This window comes from Gordonia sp. J1A (assembly GCF_055393515.1).
On record NZ_AP041607.1, the window covers coordinates 3,179,762 to 3,203,772 of the forward strand.

Sequence of the window (24,011 nt, forward strand, 5' to 3'; positions counted from 1 at the left end):
CTAGCATCGGGGTGTGTCCGCTGAACCCTCGCTGCAGCGCCCGGACGTCGATTCCGACGCTCCGGTGTCCGAGGGTGCCTCCGGGCCGAACGGCTCCGGCTCTCAGGATAATGCGGCGCAGGCCGCGGGCGGAAGCACCCAGGCCGGACGTTCCCGGCACAATCGTCGCGGCAGACGCCGGCGCGGCAGGCGTTCCGGACGCGGAGGCGGGCAGCAGCAGAACACGGACTCTGCGGCCGAAGCGGGGTCCGGCGAATCGGCGAAACCGAAACCGGGACCGCGAAACGCGGGGTCGAAGGGCAACGGCGGCGCCAAGAACGCGGCGCCGAAGAACCTCACTTCGAAGGCAGGGTCGCAGCAGAGCGCCGACGACGGGCGGACCAAGCCGTCCGATCTCGCCAGCCGGGCGCGCCGCAGCGGGTCCAACAGTCCCGCGGCCATGCCCCGCACCAAGCGCCGTACCGCACGCAAGCCCGAGGCCGAGGGCGGACCGCGGCTGCACACGGTCCGCGAGACGTCGGCCGGCGGCCTGGTGCTCTCCGACATCGACGCTCCGTTCGGAGAGCTGTCGGCCGCGCTGATCGGCCGCATCGACAGGCGCGGGCGCATGATGTGGTCGCTTCCGAAGGGGCATATCGAGACCGGCGAGACGGCTGAGCAGACCGCGATCCGGGAGGTCGCCGAGGAGACCGGCATCGAAGGCACCATCGTCGCGCCGCTCGGCAAGATCGACTACTGGTTCGTCAGCGAGGGTCGCCGCATCCACAAGACGGTGCATCACTACCTCCTGCGATTCACCGGCGGCGAGCTGTCGGACGCCGACTACGAGGTCAGCGCCGTGGCGTGGGTCCCGTTGAGCGAGCTGCCCCGTCGACTGACGTACTCTGACGAGCGACGTCTGGCGCGGATGGCCGAATCGGTGATCGCTGATCTGCAGAGCGACCCACACCGGTTGGCGCAGTCAGAAGCCAGCTGCCTCCGCACCGAGCCGAACGACTATGAGAAAGCCGCAGCCGCACGCAACCAGCGACGCAACGAGCCGCCGCCGGCGCCGAAACCTCGTCGACGCCGGCGGCGCCCGCGTCGCACCGCATCCGGTGACAGCTGACCGAATCCCGTCGCGGCGTTCGTCACTTCTGTTCGTGCTGTCGGCGGTCGCCGTCCTGCTGGCCCTGACCGTCGGCGCAGTGCCTGTGGCGCACGCTGATTCGGCTTCCACCTCGTCGTACGCCACACTCGGACTGACCGAGGTCACTCCGACCACCGTCACCAGTTCCACCGGCGATCGTGTGACTGTCCGCGGTCGCGTGGTCAACACCGCGGGCAAACCGATCAGCGACGTCAGCGTGCGGCTGCAGCGCGGTCACGCGCTCACCGAGTCCTTCCAGCTGCGCAGCTCACTGACCTCACCCTCGGCCGACTACTCGGTGAGCAGCACCTCGCGGCACGTCACCGGCACCCTGGGAACCGGCGAGTCGGCCGATTTCACCATCTCGGTCCCCGTGAACGGCCCCACCGGTCTCGATCTCACCGAGGCCGGGGTGTATCCGCTGATGGTCGACGTGATCGGCACTCCGCGCGACGCGGGCACCGTGTCGATCGCGGATTCGCGCACGCTGCTCCCGGTGCTGTCGCTGCCCGCCAGCCGCACCCGCGCGCAGAACTACGTCGACCCGGCCACCGGTGCGCCCGGCGCTCCACTGCTCGGCCGGGACGGATCGATCGCGCCGAACACCTCCCGCCCCGCACCGTTCACGATGATCTGGCCGCTCGCGGCCGCACCGCAGGAAGCCGCGGGCATCCTCGGCGGCGGCACCGCGGAGCTGCGGCTCACGAGCGACGCCCTGGGCCATTCCCTGCAGCCCGACGGCCGCCTCGGGATGTCGTTGCAAGCGCTGGAGCAACTCGCGGGCACCGCGTCCTCCGACACTCCGCCGACCGTCGGCCCCGGAACCACCGAACCGGCGGCGAGTCCCGACGACCCGGTGCGCGACTCGACCTGTCTCGCCGTCGACCCCGACCTGCTGCTCACAGTCACGAGAATGGCCGACGGCTACGTCGTCACCGACGATCCGGCAGACCCCGAGGCCCGCACCCACGACGGGCAGGGCGCCTCGGCGGCCAAGTCGTGGCTGCGCGGCCTCACGCAGGTCGCGAGCCGAATGTGCGTCACCGCACTGCCTTTCGCACAGGCCGGCCTCGACTCCCTCCGCACCGTCAACGACGCCGGGCTCGCGCGGCGCGCCGTGCTGAATCCGTACGACACCGTCGATGCGATCCTCGGCGTCAAGACCGTGCGCGGTCTCACCATTCCCGCCACCGGAACGCTCACCGACGCCGGCCGCGATCTGCTGTCCGAACTCGGCGTCACCTCGGCGGCCATCGCAGCCACGTCGCTGACTCCTCTCGGCGCCGACCGCGCACCCACCTCGGGATCGGCGTCCGGCCGTTACCGGAGCCAGGCGACGCATCTGCAGAGCTACGACATCGCGATCAGCGCGGCCATCGGAGGCGCCGGGCTCACGCCGGTGGTGCCTGCGATCGTTCCCAACTGGCAGCAGCCGAACCTCTCGGGCGAGTCGGCGGTGAGCCGCAGGCAGGCGGCCGCCGCCGCCCTGGCCTTCCCGATGCTTGACGCTCCGGCGCCCACCGCGTCGGCCGAAGCGGATTCGACCAGGCTCCCGACCACCGGGCGGTCGGCGTTCATCATGCCGCCGACCTATTGGTCACCGACCGTGCAGGACGCACAGGCACTGCACGACACCGCCGAGCTCATGCTGTCTTCGGGCACCGCCCGCCCGGTGCCGCTCGCGACCGTGGTGGACGAGCTGCCTGCCGCCGCCACCCCCGCCGAACTCGACGTGCCCGGCGACATCTCGCCCGACGCGGCGGCGGGATACCCGATCACGCAGAGCGACGCCGAGACGGTGCGTCAGCGGCTGGACCGTATCGACCACATGCAGGCCGCCCTGGTCGGAAACGCCGAGACCGTCACCACGCCGGCCGAATACCTGGCGCCCTTGCGCGACGACCTGCTGCGCGCGGTGTCGAGCGCGTCGACCACCGATAACGCGGTGGCGCGCGGCCAGCGCACCGATCGGCTGACCGCGGTGGGCATCACTCTCGGCAACATGCAGCAAGCGGTTTCCCTGCTCGATCCCAGCGGCCGATACACCCTGGCCTCCGAGCGGAGCCCGCTGCTCCTGGTGGTCCGGAACGATCTGGCGCTTCCGATCCGGGTACGGCTGGACATCGACGCACCCAGCGCCCTGGAGGTGGGCGACGTCGGCACCGTCGAGATCCCGGCCGCCGGAACCCGGCAACTCCAGATCCCCACCCACGCGTCGAGCTCGGAACCGGCGACGGTGCACATCTCGCTGGTCACCTCCAGCGACGTGCCGCTGAGCACGCCCATCGAACTCTCGATCTACGCGAACGCGTACGGCAAGCCGCTGTTCTGGATCACCGTCGGTGCGGCCGTCATCTTGATCCTGCTGACCGCACGCCGGCTGTGGCATCGGTTCCGCGGCGAGCCCGACCCCGCCGACGAGGACCGGCCGGAGCCGGACGAGGAGGACCTGGAACAGGCGACGCTGAGCTATCAGGACAGACTTGAGGCGGAACGGGCCGCGGATGGGCAACTCGACGGCGAGTTGCCCGGAGAACGCGCGGCGGGGGACTCTGGGCCGTGGGACAGTGGGCCGAGGGACAGCGGGGAGCGTGAATGAGCAATCGTCCGAACCAGCGCACCGGAGATCCGCGCGACGCCGGGCCGGGCGCCGCCAGGGCTGAGCCGGCGGCGGTGAGCCCCGGGGCGGCGAACGGCGGCGGAGCGGACGCTCCGGCGGTGAAGCCCGACGACTCCGACGTCGGCATCATGCGCACCGGCGGCTCCATCGCCATCGCGACCCTGATCAGCCGGATCACCGGATTCATCAGGACCGTCCTGGTCCTGGCGATGCTCGGCGGCGCGGTCGCGTCTGCCTTCCAGGCCGCCTACGTGCTCCCGAGCATGATCGCCGAAGTGGTCCTCGGCGCGGTGCTGACCGCCATCGTCATCCCGGTGCTGGTGCGCGCCGAGAACGAGGACGCCGACGGCGGCGCCGGCTTCATCAACCGCATCTTCACCCTGACACTGGTGCTGCTCGGCGTCGCCAGTCTCATCGCGATCGTCGCGGCGCCCCTGCTGACCCTGTTGAACGTCGGCGACGGCCAGGTGAACCGGCCGCTGACCACCGCACTCGCGTATCTGCTGCTGCCCGAGATCCTCTTCTACGGACTGTCGGCGCTGTTCATCGCGATTCTGAACATGAAGGGCCTGTTCAAACCCGGTGCGTGGGCGCCGGTCCTGAACAACGTCGTTCAGATCACCACGCTGGTGCTGTACTGGGCGATGCCGGGCGAGATGACGCTGAACCCGGTCCGGATGTCGGAGCCGAAACTGCTCGTCCTCGGCATCGGCACCACGCTCGGCGTGGTGATGCAGGCCGCGATCCTGATGCCCTTCCTCCGCAAGGTCGGCGTCCATCTGAAGCTCGAGTGGGGTATCGACGCCCGGCTGCGGCAGTTCGGGGGCATGGCCGTCGCGATCGTCGCGTACGTCCTGGTACTGCAGGTCGGGCTCGTGATCACTTACCGGATCGCCGCCCACGCCACCGCGTCGGGAATCTCGGTGTACGCGACCCACTGGCAACTGCTCCAGCTGCCTTACGGCGTCCTCGGCGTCACCATCCTGACCGCGATCATGCCGCGTCTCTCGCGCAACGCGGCCGCCGACGACACCGACGCCGTCATCGATGACATGTCCCTCGCGACACGACTGACAATGATCGCGCTGGTACCGACGGTGGCCTTCATGACCTTCTTCGGCCCGGCCATCGGCATCGCGATCTTCAATTTCGGCAAGTTCGACGCCGATACCGCGTCTCAGCTGGGGTCGGTGCTGTCGTGGGGCGCGTTCACGTTGATTCCGTACGCGATGACCCTCGTGCAGCTGCGTGTGTTCTATGCGCGCGAGGACGCCTGGACCCCGACCCTCATGGTCGTCGGGATCACGGCCGTCAAGGTCGCGTCGTCGTATCTCGGTCCGGTGATCTTCGACGATCCCGAGCTCATCGTCCGGTGGCTCTCGCTCTCCAACGGTCTGGGCTATCTGGTGGGCGCGATCGTCGGTCAGATGCTGCTGCACAAGCGCCTCGGCATCACCCGGCTCTCCGACGTCACCCGCACGACATATCAGGCGATCGGAGTCTCGCTCGCCGTCGCACTCGCGGTGTGGCTCGTCGCCGATCTCACCGGGCTCGACGAGATGTCGACGCAGGCGGGCAAGATCGGCTCGGTGGTCTATCTCGGATTCACCGCGATCATCGTCCTGGGCGTCACCTACCTGCTGCTGACCGCACTGAAGATCCCCGAGATGGTCACCATCAGCAACACGGTGCAGCGTCTCCTCGGACGGTTCATTCCGGCACTCGCCCCTGCACCCACACCGTCGGCCGACGACTCCGACTCGCGGACGATGACCATCCAGATCCCGCGGATCACCTCGGACGATTCGGTCCCGTACGCTGGTCAAGTAGACGTCCGTCGCCGGTTCGATCGAGGCACCGCGACGTGGCAGGAGTATTCGGTGTTGTCCGGCGGGGCGGTGGGCGAGACCATGGTCCTCCCGGTTGTGGGAGGTCCCGGTCCTCGACCTCGGCCCTACGGGCCACCACGTCAACGAGGAGTTCCGCCGATGGGCCAGAACGGCAACAAGGGCGGCCGTCCGACCGGCCCGGCCGCCGGTTCGCCGACTGGTCCGTCCAGTGAGGCCACCCGCATCATGGGACCGCCGCGCGGACCTCGCCTGGTTCCGGGCGCCGCCATCGCCGGTGGGCGCTACCGCCTCCTCGAGAAGGAGGGCGGAACCCGCGGCCTGGAGTTCTGGCGCGCCAAGGACACCGGACTCGACCGCGAAGTCGGCCTCACGTTCGTCGACCCCGAACAGAAGGCGCCGCCGATCCGGCCGGGCGACCGCGACGACGACACCGGTCCCCGCGCGATTCTGAATCGCACCCGTCGGCTCGGCCAGCTCCACTCGGCCGGCGTGGCCCGGGTGCTCGACGTGGTCCGCAGTGCTTCCGGCGGCGTGATCGTCACCGAATGGATTCACGGCTCCTCGCTCAAGGAGGTCGCGGCCACGTCGCCGTCGGCGATGGGTGCCGCGCGCGCGGTCCGGGCTCTGGCCGCGGGCGCCGAAGCAGCGCACCGCACCGGTGCGACTCTGTCGATCGACCACCCGGACCGGATCCGCGTCAGCACCGACGGTGATGCGGTCCTCGCCTTCCCGGCGGTCATCCCCGGTGACGACCGGACCGGCGACGTCCGCGGTCTCGGAGCGGTCCTGTACGCGCTGCTGCTCAACCGCTGGCCGCTCGACGCCGCCACCGGTGCGGTCGCGACAGCGGGTTCCGCGCCGGTCGGCGGGATTCCGCCCGCCGAGCCCGATCCCGAGCATCCGTCGCGTCCGATCGCACCGCGCGCGGTGAAGCCCGAGATCCCGTTCGAGATCTCGGCCGTCGCCTCGCGCGCTCTCGAGGGCGACCGGGGCATCCGCACCGCGGCCACCGTCCAGCACGTCCTGGACCAGGCGACCGTGGTCGATCTCAAGACCGACATGATCCCGCGCGTCGAGTCCCGGGAGGCTCCGGTCTCCGTGGCGCCGCTGTCGAGGACGCGCAAGGAACGCCTGCTGGGCGAGGGTGAGGCGGGTCGCCGCAACACCGCGCTGCTGGCGGGCGCCGGTCTGTTCGTGCTCTTCCTGATCGTCGCCGTGGTGGTCGCGATGACCAACGTCTTCGGCGGCTCGGGCAACACCGAGTCCGATATCGACTCGATCCTGCCGAGTGAGAGCGCATCGGCGACGTCGGCACCCGCTCGCACTCCCGCGGCTCCGGCGGTGAGCCTCAAGTCGGTGACGCTCCTGGACGTGTCCGGCGAACCGCCCGACTCCGCACCGAACATCCAGAACGTGCTCACCGGCACCCCGCCGGCCTGGCGGACCGACGCCTACCGTGGCAGTCCGCAGTTCGGCGGTCTCAAGTCGGGGATGGGGCTGCTCTTCGCCACCGGCGGCGACAACACCGTGCGATCGGTGACGATCACGACCACCACTCCCGGCTTCCAAGTGGAGCTGCGGACGTCGGACCAGAGGTCTCCGACCAGCCTCGATCAGACCACGCAGGTCGGCGGCGGAACCGTGGACTCCAAGTCCACGACGATCAAGGTCGACGAGCCGGCGTCGGCGCCGTACTTCATCGTCTGGCTCACCACTCTGCCCGTGGGGCCGAGCGGCGACTACCAGGCCGTGATCTCGAAGGTCAGCGTCTCCTGACGGCTCACGACGAGACCTTCTCCGGAGCCGGCGCCCACCCGGGCGGACCGAAGACGTAGCCGAGCTTGGCGCGCAGAGACGGGGCCTCGCGGACGTCGCGGGCGATGTTCACGTACTCGTGCGTCTGCAGGGTCCAGATGTTGTAGGTCTCGACGGGCTTGGTGAGCCCGTAGTGCGGCCGGTCGAGTTCGGGCTGGAACGAGCCGAAGAGCCGGTCCCAGACGATGAAGGTGCCGCCGTAATTGCGGTCGAGGTATTCCGGATCGCTGCCGTGATGCACTCGGTGGTGCGAGGGCGTGTTCATCACGAACTCGAAGGGTTTCCACATCTTGTCGATCCGCTCGGTGTGGATCCAGAACTGATAGACGAGGTTCAGCGAGTACACGGCGAAGACCACCGCGGGCGGGAAGCCGAGCAGGGGGAGGGGCGCCCACATGATGATACCCATGCTGTTGTTCCACTTCTGCCGGAGCGCCGTCGCGAAATTGAAGTACTCGCTGGAGTGGTGGGCTTGGTGAGTGGCCCAGACCAGGCGTACCCGGTGGGCGATCCGGTGCTCCCAGTAGAAGAGGAAGTCGAGAGCGATGAAGCCGATCACCCAGGTGTACCAGGCGTCGACCGGCAGATGCCACGGCGCGACGTACGCGAACAGCGCGCTGTACCCGAACAGAGCGACGAACTTCCAGAAGGCCGACGTCCCGATCGAGACGAGCCCCATCAGGATCGACGTCCGCGCGTCCCTGCGCTCATAGGAGCCCTTGGGCGGCCGGCCGTCGCCGTCCTCCCGCTCCAACTTGGCCGCGGCGTAGGTCTCCAACAGCAGCAGAACCGCGAAGAACGGGATCGCGAGCACCGTCGGCTCCCGCATCGGTTCGGGCAGGAAGTCCAGCAATCTCCACCCCTCCAGAACGCACGGACGGATTGTTCTCGTCCGATTTATTTGACACAGTACCGTGTCAGATATGCGGTGCCAACCCCTGGCCCGAATCGCCTCGGCGGTAGAATCTGATTCGATGAACAAAAACAGTGGTGGGCGAACATACGGGGGTGTGTCCGCCGCGGAGCGACAGAAACAACGACGATCCGCGCTCGTGGAAGCGGGTGTGGAGTTGTTCGGCACCGAGGGATACGTCAACGTCTCGGTCAAGAAGATCTGCGACGAAGCCGGTCTGACGCAGCGGTACTTCTACGAGTCGTTTCCCGACCGAGTGAATCTTCTTGCAGCGGTGTACCAGCGTTGCGTCGACATCGCTCGCAGCGCGACGATCGCGGCGGCCACCGAGGTCATCGATCGCGCCGGCGTGGCCGACGGACCGGTTCCGGCGGCTGTCATCCCGATCCTCGCCGAGGAGGCATTGGGCGGCTTCATCAACAGTCTCGTGGAAGATCCGCGGCGGGCGCGGGTCATCCTCATCGAGGTGGTCGGCGTGGCACCCGAGATCGAGAAGTTGCGGCTCGGCGCCATTCACGACTGGGCCGATCTGATCGCCGGATTCGCGAGCAACGGACGGCCGACCACTCCGAAGCAGAAGCTCGCGGCCATCGGCCTCGTCGGCGCCATCACGCAGTTGCTCGTCGACTGGCAGATGGCACTGACCGACCCGATCAACGAGCAGGCCGGCCCCGATCTGTTCCAGGTGGACTCGGTCCACGATGTGGTCACCGAGATGTTCGTCGCCACCTACGACAAGATCTTCGGCTGAGCCGGCCGCCGTCGCACCGGGCGACGGTCAGCGGTTCGCCGTGAGACGCTCACGGATCCGTGTGCACGCGTCGTCCAGTTCCGCGATCACGAACAACCACTCCGAACCGTCACCGAGGGTGAGACACAGACGATCGGCCTTGCCGCCGGAGAGCAGCCTGCCGGTTCCCGGCGCCGACCCGACGGCTGCCACGAACTTCAGCGCGACCGAGAAGCGCGCGCCGGCGGCTCGCTTCGACTTCGGCTCGAAGACGACGTGCGTCTTGGTCAGCGCCAGCTCACCGGGAACGGCCATCCGGCCCATCGATCGGGCGGCCCGCCAAGCGGCCAAGGGCTTGTCGTCGCTCATGAGACCAGCCTAGTAAGAGCGGCGGCGACAACGGCACCGAGGCGGACAGAGCCTCGAGAACACACTCTGATGTGCATAAGTCGGCTTCACCGCGCGATTCGTCCACAGGTTCGCCAACAACCATCCACAAAGTGAGGAAAAGCTCGAATCCGGCACTGTTTCGCGCTTAGTGTCGTCGCATGACTCGGGGGATCATCGATCAGAAGACCGATGCGCACTTGCTTCGCGCACACATCGGGGGCGACGCCGGAGCGTTCCGCGAACTGTACGAACGGCACCGGAATCATCTCTGGGCCATCGCCTTACGCACCACAGGCAATGAGGACGACGCCGCGGACGCGATGCAGGACGCGTGGATCTCCATCTACCGCACGGCCACCTCCTACCGAGCCGACGCATCAGTGTCGAGCTGGTTGCACAAGATCGTCGTGAACTCCTGCCTCGACCGCCTGCGCCGCATCCGCTGTCACGAGACCATGCCCCTCATCGAGTTCGAGTCGGCACTGCTCGCCGACGAACGCGACTACACGGTCGGGATCGACGTCGGACTGTCGATCGGCCGAGCTCTCGACGTACTGCCGCCCGACCAGCGGGACGCCGTCATTCTCGTCGACTATCACGGATACTCGATCCGCGACGCCGCGGCGATCCTGTCGGTGGCCTGCGGGACGGTCAAGAGCCGCTGCTCCCGCGGCCGGGCCAAGCTCGCGATGGTTCTCGAGTATCTGGACGATGACTGTTAGGGCTCCGGCCGACTCACCGGAGATCATCGCCGGAACCGATTCGTCGGCACGTGCGTCTAAGTAGTGTGGATGGCGACGACGGACGATAGGCGATTCTCAAAGATCATGGTTCCTTCAGCGAAGCACCGGGCGGGCCGCCCCGCGCCTGAGCCGCCGTACTCGACGGAGCTGCTGGCGGATCTGCACGCGGACGCACTCGAGCCCGAAGTCGCCGCACACGTCCGGAGTCGGCTCGCCGCCGATCCGCACGCCGCTCAAGTGCTCGCCGCGCTCGATCGCGTGCAGACGGAGCTGCGAGAACGCGGGCAGTCGGCGGCGCCGATGCCCGATGCGATCGCGGCCCGTCTCGATTCCGTGATCGACCGACTCACCGGTGGCTGAACCGTCGCGCCGAACGGCTCCTCGGTGAGGTGCGCCGCACCGGAACGCACACGCGGGAACATCGCGCCATACTCTGGTGTTGACTGATGCGTCTGCCCGGCGTCATCGCACGATGCAGGCCGCACCGAGCGGACTACGCGACAACGGAGGATTGATGAGCGACAACCAGAACCAGATCCATGACGTGATCATCGTCGGGTCGGGGCCTGCCGGCTACACGGCGGCGATCTACGCTGCCCGGGCCGAACTGTCGCCGTTGGTCTTCGAGGGCATCTCCTTCGGCGGCGCCCTCATGACGACGACCGAGGTCGAGAACTTCCCCGGCTTCCAGAAGGGGATCCAGGGTCCCGAACTGATGGACGAGATGCGCGAGCAGGCGCTCCGCTTCGGAGCCGACCTGCGCATGGAGGAGGTCGACGCCCTGCGGCTCGAGGGCGAGATCAAAGAGGTCGAGGTCGCCGGCGAAGTCCACCGGGCCCGCAGCGTCATCCTCGCGATGGGGGCGGCGGCACGTTATCTGAACGTCCCGGGCGAGCAGGAACTGCTCGGCCGCGGTGTCTCCGCATGCGCCACCTGCGACGGCTTCTTCTTCCGGGACCAGGACATCGCGGTGGTCGGTGGCGGCGACTCAGCGATGGAGGAAGCGACCTTCCTGACCAAGTTCGCGAAGTCGGTCACGCTGATCCACCGCCGCGACGAGTTCCGCGCCTCGAAGATCATGCTCGAACGCGCTCGCGAGAACGAGAAGATCCGATTCATCACCAATGCGACCGTCTCGGCGGTCAAGGGCGAGAACACCGTCACCGAACTGGAGCTCACCGACACCGAGACCGGAGAGGTCCGGACGCTCGACGCGACGGGAATGTTCGTCGCGATCGGTCACGATCCGCGAAGCGATCTCGTCAAGGGACAGGTCCAGCTCGACGACGACGGTTACGTCAAGGTCGTCGGCCGCACCACGTACACCAACCTTCCCGGCGTCTTCGCTTGCGGCGATCTCGTCGACCACACCTACCGACAGGCGATCACCGCCGCCGGCAGCGGCTGTTCGGCCGCTATCGACGCCGAACGATGGCTCGCCGACCAGGCCCACGCCTGACCGAACCTCACGCCGGCCATCCGAGCCGACGACCATTCAGGAGGAAGAATGTCTGAGAACACCGTTGCAGTCACCGACGCGACCTTCGCCGGCGACGTGATCGAGGCCTCCGGGTCCAAGCCCGTCCTCGTCGACTTCTGGGCCACCTGGTGCGGCCCCTGCAAAATGGTGGCTCCGGTGCTCGAGGAGATCGCCCGCGACAACAGCGACAAGCTGACCGTCGCGAAGGTCGACGTCGACCAGAACCCGAACGTCGCCCGCGAGTACCAGATCATGAGCATTCCCACGCTCATGCTCTTCTCCGGCGGTAAGCCGGTCAAGACCATCATGGGCGCCAAGCCCAAGGCGGCTCTGCTTCGCGAACTGTCCGACGTCCTCGCCTGACATCGCTGCCGATCGGCCCACGCCCGCACCCGGGCCGTGGGCCGATCGTCACAGAACGGCGCGATCATTTGTCGCGCCCGGCGCTGGCTGAGAGAATGGTGCGAGTCTCGGATCAGCAATGCCTCGGTCCGGGTCGGCGGTATCGAGAGAGTGGGAAGTACGTATGCAGGTGTTGCGTCTGGGGGACCACGGTTCTGCGGTAGCCGAGATCAGGGCCATTCTGGCCACCCGTGGATTACTGCCCGACGCTGCACCCACCCCGCCGTCCACCACGCAGGGCCCCTGGTCGCCGCCCGAGGCGGTCTTCGACAAGGCCTGCGACCGTGCGGTGCGCGCCTTCCAGCAGGAACGCGGACTGATCGTCGACGGGATCGTCGGATACGCCACCTACACCGCCCTGCGCGAAGCCTCGTACCGTCTGGGCGCCCGCATTCTGCTCTACCGGCTCTCCGCGCCGATGACGGGCGACGACGTCGCCACGCTCCAGTCGCGCCTGCAGAATCTCGGCTACTACCACGGACTGGTGGATGGAATCTTCAGCGAGGTGACGCACCACGCCGTCTGCCTGTACCAGACCGAGTACGGTCTCTCGTCCGACGGCATCTGCGGGCCCGCGACGCTGCGATCACTGGAACGTCTCGGCACCCGCGTCACCGGCGGCTCGCCGCACGCGATCCGCGAGGAGGAGCACGTTCGCAAGTCCGGTCCGCAGCTCACCGGTAAGCGAATTCTGATCGATCCCGGCGACGAGAGCCCCATCGGGAACGAGAACACCCTGCTCTGGGATCTGGCGGCCCGTCTCGAGGGCCGGATGTCCGCCGCGGGTATGGAGACATTCCTGTCGCATGACGCGAAGACGACCCCGACCGACGACGACCGTGTGCGGGTGGCCAATCTCGCCGATGTCGACCTGATGATCTCGTTGCGAACCGGCCATTACCCGAACGAGAAGGCCAGCGGGCTCGCGACGTTCTACTTCGGCAACACGCACGGTTCCTACTCCACGATCGGGCGCAATCTCGCCGGGTACATCCAGCGGGAGATCGTGGCACGCACCGGCTTCCTCGACTGCCGCAGCCACCCACGGACCTGGAACATCCTGCGCTCCACGCGGATGCCGGTCATCGTGATCGAAGCCGGCTACATCACCAATCCTCACGACGCCGCGCAGCTGAGCGACCCCGCCATCCGCGACACCATCGCCGAAGCCGTCCTGGTCGCAGTCAAGCGGCTGTACCTGCTCGGTGAGAACGACCGGCCGACCGGAACTTACACGTTCGCCGAACTGCTTGCGGCAGAACAGGTCACCGGCTGACTGATCGGGTCCGCCAGCATTTCCGCCGGCGGGGTCTCCACCAGTTTCCGGAGCGCACGCTCCACCTGGCTCTTCCAACCCAGGCCCTCGTCGAGTTCGAGCCTCAGACGCGGCAGGTACGGGTCGTCGGCGACCACCTCGAACCCGAAGTCCGTCAGCAGTCGGGTCGGCAGAATGCACCGGCGGCACACGTCAGCGGCCAGGCCGCTGCCGAGAAGCAACGTCACCAGATCCATCGCGAGGGACTCGTCGTCGCCGCTGAAACCGAACGCCTCCACCGCGCGCACTCCGCGCCGGACGAGGTCGGCCACGACGGCGTCGAGCAGTGCCGTCGACTCGCTCTCGAAGCCCGGTTCCATGCGAATCGTAGTGAGTAGAACGGCATCCGCACCGACCGGGGCGGTGGGGAAGTGCTGCGCGCGGGGCACCCGTCCCGGCGGGGAGTAGAAGGCGGCACCGACGACTCGTCCGGTCGTGGGTTCCACAGCGACCTGACAGCACACACCCCATTCCAGCAGCAGTCCCGACAGCCAAGCCTCTTTGTCGAACTCACTCTCGGGTCCGGCGGAGTCCGTGCGCTTATCACCTCCGGTGATCACCGTGTCGATCGCGGGCGACCCACCGGTCCGATCGACCTCCCAGAAGACGCAACGACGGGAATGCAGCGGCAGAGTCTCGAAGTCTTCGAGCTCCAGTGGCACCACAGACAGACCCATCGCTGCGGTCTCCTCCTTCTCGCGGCGGAAGATCGTCAAGGTTTAGCGCCACACATGGACGCCGTCACAGTGACGAAACAGCCACGTATTCTCGTATACCCCTTTGCGGGACTACTTTTCGGTCTGTTCGGCGATCACATTGACGATCCGCTCCAGATCGTCGACCGATCCGAATTCGATCGATACGCGTCCCTTCCGCTTACCCAGGCTCACCGTCACCTTGGTATCGAGACGATCGGACAGCCGGTTCGCCACATCCTGCAGCCCCGGCATCTCCATCGGCTTCCGCTTCTTCGCGGCGGGCTTGTCGTCGACGCCGTCCCGATTCGCGAGAGTGACTGCTTCCTCCGTGGCTCGGACCGACAGTCCCTCCGCGACGATCCGCGCCGCCAGTGCCTCCTGTGCGTCGGCACCCGCTTCCAGAGCGAGGAGTGCGCGAGCATGCCCGGCGGAGAGGACACCGGCCGCAACCCTGCGCTGGACCGGAATCGGGAGCCGCAGCAGCCGGATCATGTTGGTGATCACCGGGCGTGATCGACCGAGCCGAGTGGCGAGCTCTTCGTGTGTCACGTCGAACTCTTCGAGCAACTGCTGATAGGCGGCGGCCTCTTCGAGTGGGTTCAGCTGTGCTCGGTGAATGTTCTCCAGCAGAGCGTCTCGGAGCAGATCGCCATCCGGGGTCTCCCGAACGATGGCCGGGATGGTCTCCAGGCCCACATTGCTGCCGGCGCGCCACCGTCGTTCGCCCATGATGAGCTGATAGCGCGCGCCATTCGCGCCGGGGGAGGGGAGCTCCCGCACCACGATCGGTTGCATGAGACCGAACTCCCGAATCGAGTGCTCGAGTTCGGAGAGCGCCTCCTCGTCGAAGACTGTGCGCGGCTGCTTCGGGTTCGGCTCGATATCGCTCGGTGCGATCTCACGGTAGACGGCGCCGATCTCGTCTGCTCCACCGCTCGCGGAAGAGGCCTGTGACGCTGAGGGCGCGGGACCGGTCGGCGCGAGGAGATCCGACGATGGCTTCTCCGCCACCGCAGCACCGACCTTCGGTGATCCGCCACCGATGACGACGTCCGCGGCGGCGGAACCCATCTTCGTGGTATTCACACCGTGATCGTCATCGCTCGGCCCCGTAGGAATCAGTGCTGCCAGACCTCGTCCCAGACCTCCGCGACGTTGAGTGTCTCGCTGACTCATACCGTTCCTCCTACAGCAGCGCCTCGCTCCGCCAGCTCACGGGCGGCGTCGAGATAACTCATGGATCCACGTGAACCCGGGTCGTACTCGATGATCGTCATACCGAAGCCCGGAGCTTCGGAGACCTTCACACTGCGGGGAATGATCGTCGACAGCACCTTGTCGCCGAAGTGATTCCGAACCTCCGCAGCCACCTGATCCGCGAGCTTGGTGCGGCCGTCATACATGGTCAACAGAATGGTCGACACATGCAGTTCCTTGTTCAGATGTGCCTGGACGAGTTCGATATTCCGCAGCAGCTGGCCCACGCCCTCGAGCGCGTAATACTCGCACTGGATCGGAATGAGGACTTCACGGGCCGCGACCATCGCGTTGACCGTCAACAGCCCGAGCGACGGAGGGCAGTCGATCAGCACGTAGTCGATCTCGAGCTCGGCCAGCACGGCCGGATCGAGGGCATTTCGCAGGCGACTCTCGCGCGCTACGACGGAAACCAACTCGATCTCGGCGCCGGCGAGATCGAGAGTTGACGGCACGCAGTACAACCGATCGTTCGCCGGCGACTTCTGGATCGCTTCCCGCAGCGGCACGTCGTCGAGAAGCATCTCGTATACAGACGCGATTCCCGGCTTGCGATGGTCGATGCCCAGGGCCGTACTCGCATTACCCTGCGGATCGAGATCGATGACCAGGACCCCGAGGCCGTGCAGCGCGAGGCCGGCCGCAAGGTTCACGGCGGATGTCGTCTTTCCGACTCCACCCTTCTGGTTCGCGATAGTCATCACCCGCGGCTGTGGCGGTCGGGGGAGCCTGCCGGTGCCGCCGGGGGTCAAAACCTGGCTCGCGCGGGCTGCTGCGGTCGCTATCGGGGTGTCGTCGTAGCTCTGCACTGGCGGTACTGGTGGCGTTTCACGTGAAACGCTGGGCTCGTGGTTGGGCACCCCGGAACTCCTTCGGTCAGTGCTTCCATTGTGCGCCCTCCGGCGAAATGACACCAATTCTTGAGCCTCCATCAGTTCCGGCGGGCAGCCCGACGGGCCGCCCGCGCATCACGTGCTGTCTCATTCCGCCGCCCGACTATCAACGTGGTCGGCGTCTCCAGCATCGTCCCGCATTGAGCCACTGCCAGATCCCGGATCCCGGACCTCATCACCTTCTCCCAATCGCGAGCGATCTCGTCAGGCGCAGACTGCCCCTTCAATGCGACCAATCTGCCGCCTCCTCGGATCAGGGGAGCGGACCATTTCGCCAGCCGTTCCAGCGGCGCGACAGCCCGCGACGTGACTACATCCGCCGGCTCCACGGCCTTCAGCACCGCCTTCTCTTCGGCGCGACCGCGTACCACCGTCACGTTGTCGAGTGGAAGCCCGGAGACCACTTCCTCAAGAAAGGTGGTCCGGCGAAGCAACGGCTCGATGAGAGTGACCGCCAAGTCCGGACGAGCGATCGCGAGGGGGATACCGGGCAAGCCCGCGCCGGACCCGATGTCGATGACGCTCGCACCATCCGGAATCTCCTCGGAGACAACGGCACAGTTGAGCAGGTGCCTGGTCCAGAGTTGCGGCAGTTCACGGGGACCGATGAGTCCGCGGACCACGCCCTCCTCAGACAGAATCTGCGCGTACTTCTCGGCCGGCGGCAGTCGTTCGCCGAATATGGCCGCAGCGATCTCCGGCGTCGATTCGGCAGCCGCCGGCGTCGGGTCATCCTCTGACATCTATTCATCCCTTCGATGTTCCACGTGGAACACGGCCGTTGTGGTGCCCGATCGGTTGAGTGGTTTCACGTGAAACCCGCTCCGCTCGCGAGCCGCGATCCTGAAGCACGCAGCAGATCCACGATCGAGACAACTACCGGCCACCCTGCTAGGGGAGCGGACACGCTCAGGGCAAGCACACATCTGAGGACAGACTTCGCACCGTAGCCGGACAGCCTCATTCAGTTTAGTCCGCACCGACCCGCCACCCGACGTCGGGAACCGATTTCCACAGGTTGCCGATCTAACCCACAACCTGACGCCACCCGTCGACCGGAGCTTCAGCCCCTGGTCTTGTTCCACGTGAAACACAGGGCCAGCCGCGAACAGCGCTGATCGAGCTGGACAGTCGGACGCGGGCGCGGGTTTCACGTGAAACGCGCTCAGAGCATCTGATGACGCCGACCCGGAGAATCACACTGACGTAAGTCAAAACAACCGAATGGGAGAGTTTCAGACAAGGCCTTAGACCCTGGACCCATAAAGTCACTGTGTCGAAAAGACGATCCCCGCGACACCCTGTTGTCAGAGCGTTGCGGGGATCGTCTGCGGATATCCAACCGGGGCTAACCCCGGATCAGGGGAGTCGTCATTCCTTGATGACGACCACACGGCGGTTCGGCTCCGCCCCCTCACTCTCGCTGTAAACTCCGTCAACCGCGGCGACGGCGTCGTGCACGATCTTCCGCTCGAAGGGAGTCATCGGGTCGAGCGACTCACTCTCGCCCGAATCCCGCACACGCTCGGCGACCTCGTTGCCGATGCGAGCGAGACGGTCGCGGCGATCAGCACGCCAGCGGCTGATGTCGAGCATCAAGCGGCTGCGGTCACCGGTCGACTGCTGCACAGCCAGTCGCGTCAGCTCTTGGAGTGAGTCGAGCACCTCGCCGTTGCGACCGACGAGCTTGGTCAGGTCCTTGCCGCCGTCGATGCTGACGATCGCTCGGTCACCGTCGACGTCGAGATCGATGTCGCCGTCGAAGTCGAGAATGTCGAGCAACTGCTCGAGATAGTCGCCGGCGATCTCGCCCTCCTCGACCAACTGATCCTCTTCATCGATCTCGTCGAGATCAGCGTCCTGCTCGATGGGCTCCACAGGATCGACCTGTTCAGTGTCGTCACTCGACACAGTCTGGTCCGTCATCTTCTACCTCACTTAATGGAAACGTCTGAATGAGTCGCGGCGCCGTCAACGGCCGCCGGGCCGACCCTTCTTCTTATTGCGCTTGCTGCCGGATTTCCTGGCTCCGCCCGGCTTCGCTTGACTCGGCTTCTGCCCGGGAGACGGCTTGTTGGCCGCCGGCTTGGTCGTGCCCTGGCGCTTGGCTGGACTCGACTTCTTGCCGCCGGCGGACTTCGTCTCATCTGACGCGTCGTCCACTTCACCGTCGACGACCGCAACCGTGGTCGGTGCCCTCTTCGTCTTGTCGGGTCGGGCGCCGGGCTTCGGTGCTGCGGCCCTGAGCCGCTCTTCCTTCGCGGCCTTCGCCTCTTCTTCTTCACGTGCGATGCGTCCGAAGACGATGTGCTGCTGGCCGTAGGTCCAGAGGTTGTTGCTGACCCAGTACAGGAGGATGGCGACCGGGAAGAACGGACCAGTGACCAGAATGCCCAGCGGGAAGACGTACAGTGCGAGCTTGTTCATGATCCGTGTCTGAGGATTGTCCATCGCCTCAGCACTCTGCCGCGCGACCGAGGCCCGCGAGTTCATATGCGTGGCGATCGAGGCCACGATCATCAGCGGGATCACCACGGCGGCGATCTGCCAGCGCGAGAAGTCGATGGGCTGGCCAGGATCGACGAACGCCTTGAACTGGTCGACCGGTTCGGTGATGTACGACGAGAGCGGAACACCGAACAGTCGCGCATCCAGGAAGTTCTGCACCTGGTCGGCACTGAAGACGTAGTTGGCGGTATTGCGGGTCTGCTCGGCAGTCATGCCGCCGCTGGCCGAACCGCCGATCGGCATCGAGGTGCCCGCACCCATCCGGTTGAACGAACGCAACACGTGGAACAGACCGATGAAGACCGGGATCTGCATGAACATCGGCAGACACCCGAGGAGTGGATTGAAGCCGTGCTCCTTTTGGAGCTTCTGCATCTCCTCGGTCATCTTGACCCGGTCGTTGGCGTACTTCTTGCGAATCGCCTGCATCTGCGGGTTGATTTCCTGCATCTGCTTCGTCGTGCGGATCTGCTTGACGAACGGCTTGTACAGAATCGCGCGGAGGGTGAAGACCAGGAACACCACCGACAGGGCCCACGCTATTCCGTCCCAGCCGGGGGAGTTCGGCATGATGCTGTCGAACAGCCAGTGCCAGACCCACATGATCCAGGACACCGGGTAGTAGATGAAGTTGAGCACGGCTCACTTACCCCTATCTGAAGTTGGTGCGGTGGCACCACTGTTTGAAGTCTTGCTGCGCAGCCACTCCACGGGTCCTCGTTCGGGGACCGGGTCGTAACCGGGCTTGTGCCACGGGCCGCACTTCAGCAGGCGCCACGTCGCGAGTACCGAGCCCCACACGAATCCGTGTTTGTCGAGCGCTTCGACGGCGTAGCCGCTGCAGGTGGGTTCGAACCGACAGGTGGGCATTCGAGTCGGCGAGATCCACGTCCGGTAGAGCTCGATGACGAAGATCAAGCTCGCCCGCGGGAGACGATAGAGCCGCTGTCCGAGACTCATGGGACGACCGTTCCCCGGTCCGCACGCGCACAGGCAGCGGCCACCTTGCGGTGGGCGAACGCGCCGCGCAGCGTCTCGGCCAGTTCGGAACTCGAACGATCCACGATTCCGGGGTGCGCTCGCAGTACCACGAAGGTCTCCGGCGGGAGCACCGAAGGCGCACTCTCGGCGAAGGCACGACGAAGGCGTCGTGCGGTCCTGTGACGGATCACGGCGTTACCGACCTTCTTCGAGATGATCAGGCCGAGCCACGGCCCACCGTGCAGGGCCACGTCCGGGCGCAATCGACTCCCGTCCGGCCACGCCGGTGCGACCGGCGCCACGTGAACTGTCAGATCACGTGCCGAAACCCGCACACCCTTGGAGAGTGTGCGGGTGAAATCGGACTTCCTAGAAATCCGCGCCGAGTCGGCCGACACCGATTGCCCGGGCCGGATTCGCGACTCAGGCGGTCAGCTTGGCGCGGCCCTTGGAACGACGTGCGTTCACGATGGCGCGACCGGCGCGAGTCCGCATACGCAGACGGAAGCCGTGCACGCGAGCGCGACGACGGTTGTTCGGCTGGAAGGTGCGCTTCCCCTTGGCCACTGGAAACTCCTCGTGTTGGAACTGCAGGCGGTCTTCGGCCCCTCATGGATCGGCCGGGGCCGAGCTCGTGATGAGCGCGCGTTACCGCAGTCCATGTACAGGCGACCTTTCGAGGGTACTGGCCCCCGGAAACCAAATCAAACGACGGGTTACCTGCAGATATCTCCAGACCCGAATTACACCTGTGGGATTTGTTCACAGAACAATCCACAGGTGTGGACAACTTTGTGGACAACTCGCGCCGAGACCCGCGTTCGTGGCACCCTCTAGGTCTGAAACGATCCGATTCGACCAAACGAGGGGGAGCCAGTGGCCGGCGACCGGGAGTCATTCTCCGACATCTGGAACGCAGTCGTCGCTGATCTGTCGGCCAACACCGGTCCGGCCGAGGTGGAGCCGCTCACCCGACAGCAACGAGCCTGGTTGTCGCTGGTCCAGCCGCTGACGATGATCGAAGGATTCGCACTGCTGGCCGTCCCCAACACGCTCGTGCAGGAGCAGATCGAACGGAATCTGCGCGACGCGGTGCGCCTCACACTCAGTCGACACCTCGGCCAGAGCGTCGACATCGCGGTCCGCGTCGCCGAGCCGGAGGAGATCTCTCCCCAGCCCGTGGATGGTGCGGAAGCGGCTGGGGATACTCATCCACACTCAGGCGCCACAGGTGCAACAAACGTCACACCGGAACCATTCGTTCCGAGCTCCCCGTACGACGCCGCGAACGCCGCCGGCCCGGCGATCCCGACACCGACCTATCCCGCGAGTCCCGCGATCCCGTCCGACGAGCAGCTCGCGGCGCTGAACTACCCGCAGTCGGCGCCGCCGTCGCGTCCGGTGGAACCGCGCGAGTGGTCGAACTACTTCGAGCAGCGAGAGACGAGCGCACCAGACAACGGCACCACCTCACTGCATCCGAAGTACACCTTCGACACCTTCGTCATCGGCGCGTCGAATCGATTCGCACACGCCTCGGCCGTGGCCGTGGCCGAGAATCCGGCGCGCGCCTACAACCCGATGTTCATCTGGGGCGAGTCCGGCCTGGGCAAGACCCACCTGCTGCACGCCGCGGGCCACTACTCGCAACGACTCTTCCCCGGCATGCGCGTGAAGTACGTGTCGACCGAGGAGTTCACCAACGACTTCATCAACTCTCTGCGCGACGACCGCCGCGTCGCCTTCAAGCGCAGGTACCGCGACATCGACATGCTGTTGATCGACGACATCCAGTTCCTGGAGGGCAAGGAGGGCATCCAGGAGGAGTTCTTCCATACGTTCAACACGCTGCACAATGCGAACAAGCAGATCGTCGTCTCCTCCGACCGGCCGCCCAAGCAGCTCGCGACACTCGAGGACCGGCTCCGCACCCGGTTCGAGTGGGGCCTCATCACCGACGTCCAGCCACCGGACCTGGAGACGCGCATCGCGATCCTCCGCAAGAAGGCCCAGATGGACAAGCTCGCGGCACCGGACGACGTCCTCGAACTGATCGCGTCGAAGATCGAGCGCAACATCCGCGAGCTGGAGGGCGCCCTCATCCGAGTGACCGCGTTCGCCTCTCTCAACAACACAGAACTCGACATCACCCTGGCAGAGGTGGTGCTCAAGGCGCTGATCCCGGACTCGGGTCCGATGGACGTGAGCGCCGCGAGCATTGTGGCGGTGACCGCTGACTTCTACGATCTCTCGATCGACGATCTCTGCGGTCCGAGCAAGGTCCGTGCACTGACGCTGCCGCGGCAGATCTCGATGTATCTGTGCCGTGAGCTGACGGATCTGTCGTTGCCGAAGATCGGTGAGACCTTCGATCGCGACCACACCACGGTGATGCATGCGGACAAGAAGATCCGCAAGGAGATGCATGAGAACCGCAACATCTACGACCAAGTGCAGGAGTTGACCGCGCGCATCAAGCAGCGCGCGAACCGCTGATCGGTACACTGGCGCGCACTCTCGACGTCGGCGGCAGACTCTGACGAGTCCGCCGCCGACTTTTTTCACGATTCCTCCGCGAGGGGGACCCCATGGAAAAGCCCAGGACGCGCGTGCGTCGCACGTGTGGATGATCTGGTGACAACAGGGGCGATTTCTGTGGACAACAGGTGCGTGTCGGTTGAACAGTTCGATCCGTCCACAACCGCCCCGATTCATCCACCGCCCTCGTCCACCGGGAGTCCACACCTCGTCGGAGGCCGTGACCAGCACAGACGAGCTGTTACCCACAGAACTCACACCGCCTATTACTAAGAAGATTTCTTCTTTGAAGAACATCTTTTAAAAGAAGCTGTGTGCATACACAGCCTGCGGCGACCGCGCGACCGCGTCCGCTTCGCCGGACGCTCCGAAGTCGCGACCGAGTTATCGATCCGGTTCCGCATCCGAGGCCGAAGCGCTCTACAGTGGGGTTCTGCGACCAACCACCGCCGGGCCCTGCTGCACCCTGCGCCAGACCCGGCATGTCGAGAAGGGGTTACACCACCGATGAAGTTTCGTGTCGTGCGTGACGAGTTCGCCGATGCTGTCGCGTGGGTGGCCCGGAGCCTGCCTTCCCGGCCGCCCGTCCCTGTTCTCGGCTGCGTCGTCCTGACCGCGGACGAGCACGGACTCCAGGTAGCCGGTTTCGACTACGAGGTCTCGGCCACCCAGACCATCTCGGCCGAAGTCGCCGAAGGCGGAAAAGCCCTGGTCTCGGGCCGGCTGCTCGCCGACATCACCAAGGCGCTGCCCAACAAGCCGGTCGACGTCACGATCGACGGCAGCCGCGTCGCGATCAGCTGCGGCAGTGCCAAGTTCTCGCTGCCGACGATGCCGGTCGAGGACTACCCCGAGCTGCCCGAAGTGCCGCAGAACACCGGATCGGTTCCTGCAGAGCTGTTCTCCGAAGCCGTCTCGCAGGTGGCCGTGGCCGCGGGCAAGGACGACACCCTGCCGATGCTGACCGGTGTTCGCGTCGAGATCGACGGCGACAAAGTGGTTCTCGCGGCCACCGACCGCTTCCGGCTCGCGGTCCGCGAGCTGCAGTGGAACCCGGCGGATGCGAGTGCGGCCGGTGCGGCGCTCGTTCCCGCCAAGACCCTCTCCGAAGCCGCGAAGTCGGCCGGCGCCGACGCCACCGGCAACGTCGAACTCGCGTTCGGCGCCGTGAACGCGATCGGCTCCGAGGGGATGCTCGGCATCACCGACAACGCGAAGAAGACCACCACCCGGCTCCTGGACGCGGAGTTCCCGAAGTTCCGCCAGCTGTTTCCGGCCAACCACACCTCGATCGCGGTGGTCGAGAGCGCCCCGCTGATCGAATCCATCAAGCGCGTCTCACTGGTGGCCGAACGCGGCGCCCAGGTGCGGCTCGACTTCTCCAGCGACTCGGTGCTGCTCACCGCGGGCGGCGACGAAGCCGGAAAGGCCGAGGAAGAGCTGCCTGTCCAGTTCTACGGCGAACCGATCATCATCGCGTTCAACCCCCACTATCTGCTCGACGGACTGGCGGCGATCGGCACCGACACGGTGGAGTTCGGGTTCACCAACCCGGAACCGGACGGCTCGGGCCAGCGTCGCGCGGCGATCCGCCCGGCGGTGCTGCGGCCGTCGTCCGGTGACGAGCCGGCCGCCGACGAGTCGGGTGCTTACGCCGCGTCGGCGAGCGAATTCAGCTATCTGCTGATGCCGGTCCGTCTCCCGGGCTGAGCCTCTGCAGCCGACCTGAATCCCTTCCCGGAGAGGACG

General features: G+C 66.3%; 22 protein-coding genes. 11 read left to right on the forward strand and 11 right to left on the reverse strand.

Annotated elements, in window-relative coordinates; translation table 11 throughout:
- The first annotated feature begins 13 nt into the window (after nt 1–13).
- From ACZ5QD_RS14825 to murJ, 3 genes are read left to right on the forward strand one after another with little or no spacing between them, the layout of a single operon-like run.
- The gene (locus ACZ5QD_RS14825; protein ID WP_006896748.1) at nt 14–1,108 is read left to right on the forward strand and encodes an NUDIX hydrolase; all 1,095 of its coding nucleotides are present in this window, start codon (nt 14–16) and stop codon (nt 1,106–1,108) included.
- A 34-nt stretch (nt 1,109–1,142) separates the two neighbouring features.
- Nucleotides 1,143–3,728: a DUF6049 family protein gene (locus ACZ5QD_RS14830; RefSeq protein WP_062367476.1), complete on the forward strand. Its 2,586-nt coding sequence runs from the start codon at nt 1,143–1,145 to the stop codon at nt 3,726–3,728.
- Nucleotides 3,725–7,375: a murein biosynthesis integral membrane protein MurJ gene (gene murJ, locus ACZ5QD_RS14835; protein WP_062367448.1), complete on the forward strand. Its 3,651-nt coding sequence runs from the start codon at nt 3,725–3,727 to the stop codon at nt 7,373–7,375. The genes ACZ5QD_RS14830 and murJ overlap by 4 nt, the downstream gene beginning before the upstream one ends.
- Before the next feature lie 4 nt (nt 7,376–7,379).
- On the opposite strand, the gene ACZ5QD_RS14840 is transcribed toward murJ, so the two are convergent.
- Entirely contained in the window at nt 7,380–8,267 is an 888-nt protein-coding gene (locus ACZ5QD_RS14840) for a sterol desaturase family protein (RefSeq protein ID WP_006896751.1), read from the reverse strand.
- A gap of 121 nt (nt 8,268–8,388) precedes the next feature.
- Here ACZ5QD_RS14840 and ACZ5QD_RS14845 point away from each other — a divergent pair, with 121 nt between their 5' ends.
- The gene (locus ACZ5QD_RS14845; protein WP_006896752.1) at nt 8,389–9,078 is read left to right on the forward strand and encodes a TetR/AcrR family transcriptional regulator; all 690 of its coding nucleotides are present in this window, start codon (nt 8,389–8,391) and stop codon (nt 9,076–9,078) included.
- A gap of 27 nt (nt 9,079–9,105) precedes the next feature.
- Here ACZ5QD_RS14845 and ACZ5QD_RS14850 read toward each other — a convergent pair whose 3' ends face one another.
- Nucleotides 9,106–9,426: a hypothetical protein gene (locus ACZ5QD_RS14850; RefSeq protein WP_006896753.1), complete on the reverse strand. Its 321-nt coding sequence runs from the start codon at nt 9,424–9,426 to the stop codon at nt 9,106–9,108.
- 179 nt (nt 9,427–9,605) lie between these two features.
- Here ACZ5QD_RS14850 and sigM point away from each other — a divergent pair, with 179 nt between their 5' ends.
- The 5 genes from sigM to ACZ5QD_RS14875 all read left to right on the forward strand — a co-directional run bounded on the left by sigM (nt 9,606) and on the right by ACZ5QD_RS14875 (nt 13,348).
- The gene (gene sigM / locus ACZ5QD_RS14855) at nt 9,606–10,169 is read left to right on the forward strand and encodes an RNA polymerase sigma factor SigM (protein WP_006896754.1); all 564 of its coding nucleotides are present in this window, start codon (nt 9,606–9,608) and stop codon (nt 10,167–10,169) included.
- 105 nt (nt 10,170–10,274) lie between these two features.
- On the forward strand, nt 10,275–10,550 hold the full coding sequence (locus ACZ5QD_RS14860) for a hypothetical protein (RefSeq protein WP_101841504.1): 276 nt from the start codon (nt 10,275–10,277) through the stop codon (nt 10,548–10,550).
- A gap of 154 nt (nt 10,551–10,704) precedes the next feature.
- On the forward strand, nt 10,705–11,649 hold the full coding sequence (trxB, locus tag ACZ5QD_RS14865) for a thioredoxin-disulfide reductase (RefSeq protein ID WP_006896756.1): 945 nt from the start codon (nt 10,705–10,707) through the stop codon (nt 11,647–11,649).
- 48 nt (nt 11,650–11,697) lie between these two features.
- The gene (gene trxA / locus ACZ5QD_RS14870; protein WP_006896757.1) at nt 11,698–12,033 is read left to right on the forward strand and encodes a thioredoxin; all 336 of its coding nucleotides are present in this window, start codon (nt 11,698–11,700) and stop codon (nt 12,031–12,033) included.
- Nucleotides 12,034–12,196: 163 nt separating this feature from the next.
- Nucleotides 12,197–13,348, forward strand: coding sequence for an N-acetylmuramoyl-L-alanine amidase (locus ACZ5QD_RS14875; protein ID WP_006896758.1), 1,152 nt, complete (start codon nt 12,197–12,199; stop codon nt 13,346–13,348).
- Here ACZ5QD_RS14875 and ACZ5QD_RS14880 read toward each other — a convergent pair.
- From ACZ5QD_RS14880 to rpmH, 9 genes are all read right to left on the reverse strand, one after another.
- Entirely contained in the window at nt 13,303–14,064 is a 762-nt protein-coding gene (locus ACZ5QD_RS14880) for a hypothetical protein (RefSeq protein WP_006896759.1), read from the reverse strand. The genes ACZ5QD_RS14875 and ACZ5QD_RS14880 overlap by 46 nt on opposite strands.
- A 111-nt stretch (nt 14,065–14,175) precedes the next feature.
- Nucleotides 14,176–15,261, reverse strand: coding sequence for a ParB/RepB/Spo0J family partition protein (locus tag ACZ5QD_RS14885; protein ID WP_006896760.1), 1,086 nt, complete (start codon nt 15,259–15,261; stop codon nt 14,176–14,178).
- Nucleotides 15,258–16,202 carry a ParA family protein gene (locus ACZ5QD_RS14890; protein ID WP_081598115.1) on the reverse strand — a complete coding sequence of 315 codons (945 nt, stop codon included), beginning with the start codon at nt 16,200–16,202 and terminating at the stop codon, nt 15,258–15,260. Before ACZ5QD_RS14890 ends, ACZ5QD_RS14885 begins: the two co-directional genes overlap by 4 nt.
- A gap of 71 nt (nt 16,203–16,273) precedes the next feature.
- Complete coding sequence (gene rsmG, locus ACZ5QD_RS14895; protein ID WP_062367449.1) at nt 16,274–16,978, reverse strand: 16S rRNA (guanine(527)-N(7))-methyltransferase RsmG; 705 nt, start codon at nt 16,976–16,978, stop codon at nt 16,274–16,276.
- Between the two features lie 628 nt (nt 16,979–17,606).
- Entirely contained in the window at nt 17,607–18,161 is a 555-nt protein-coding gene (locus ACZ5QD_RS14900) for a Jag family protein (RefSeq protein WP_062367450.1), read from the reverse strand.
- A 45-nt stretch (nt 18,162–18,206) separates the two neighbouring features.
- Nucleotides 18,207–19,382 (reverse strand): membrane protein insertase YidC, encoded by a 1,176-nt coding sequence (yidC, locus tag ACZ5QD_RS14905; protein ID WP_006896764.1) that lies wholly within the window; start codon nt 19,380–19,382, stop codon nt 18,207–18,209.
- A 3-nt stretch (nt 19,383–19,385) separates the two neighbouring features.
- On the reverse strand, nt 19,386–19,703 hold the full coding sequence (gene yidD, locus ACZ5QD_RS14910) for a membrane protein insertion efficiency factor YidD (RefSeq protein WP_082781294.1): 318 nt from the start codon (nt 19,701–19,703) through the stop codon (nt 19,386–19,388).
- On the reverse strand, nt 19,700–20,122 hold the full coding sequence (rnpA, locus tag ACZ5QD_RS14915) for a ribonuclease P protein component (RefSeq protein ID WP_062367451.1): 423 nt from the start codon (nt 20,120–20,122) through the stop codon (nt 19,700–19,702). Before rnpA ends, yidD begins: the two co-directional genes overlap by 4 nt.
- 25 nt (nt 20,123–20,147) lie before the next feature.
- Nucleotides 20,148–20,291 carry a 50S ribosomal protein L34 gene (gene rpmH, locus ACZ5QD_RS14920; RefSeq protein ID WP_006896767.1) on the reverse strand — a complete coding sequence of 48 codons (144 nt, stop codon included), beginning with the start codon at nt 20,289–20,291 and terminating at the stop codon, nt 20,148–20,150.
- Between the two features lie 309 nt (nt 20,292–20,600).
- Here rpmH and dnaA point away from each other — a divergent pair, with 309 nt between their 5' ends.
- Together dnaA and dnaN are read left to right on the forward strand one after the other, a co-directional pair.
- Nucleotides 20,601–22,220, forward strand: a complete 1,620-nt coding sequence (gene dnaA, locus ACZ5QD_RS14925) for a chromosomal replication initiator protein DnaA (protein WP_006896768.1) — start codon at nt 20,601–20,603, stop codon at nt 22,218–22,220.
- Between the two features lie 549 nt (nt 22,221–22,769).
- Nucleotides 22,770–23,972 (forward strand): DNA polymerase III subunit beta, encoded by a 1,203-nt coding sequence (gene dnaN, locus ACZ5QD_RS14930; RefSeq protein ID WP_062367452.1) that lies wholly within the window; start codon nt 22,770–22,772, stop codon nt 23,970–23,972.
- Nucleotides 23,973–24,011: the final 39 nt, after the last annotated feature.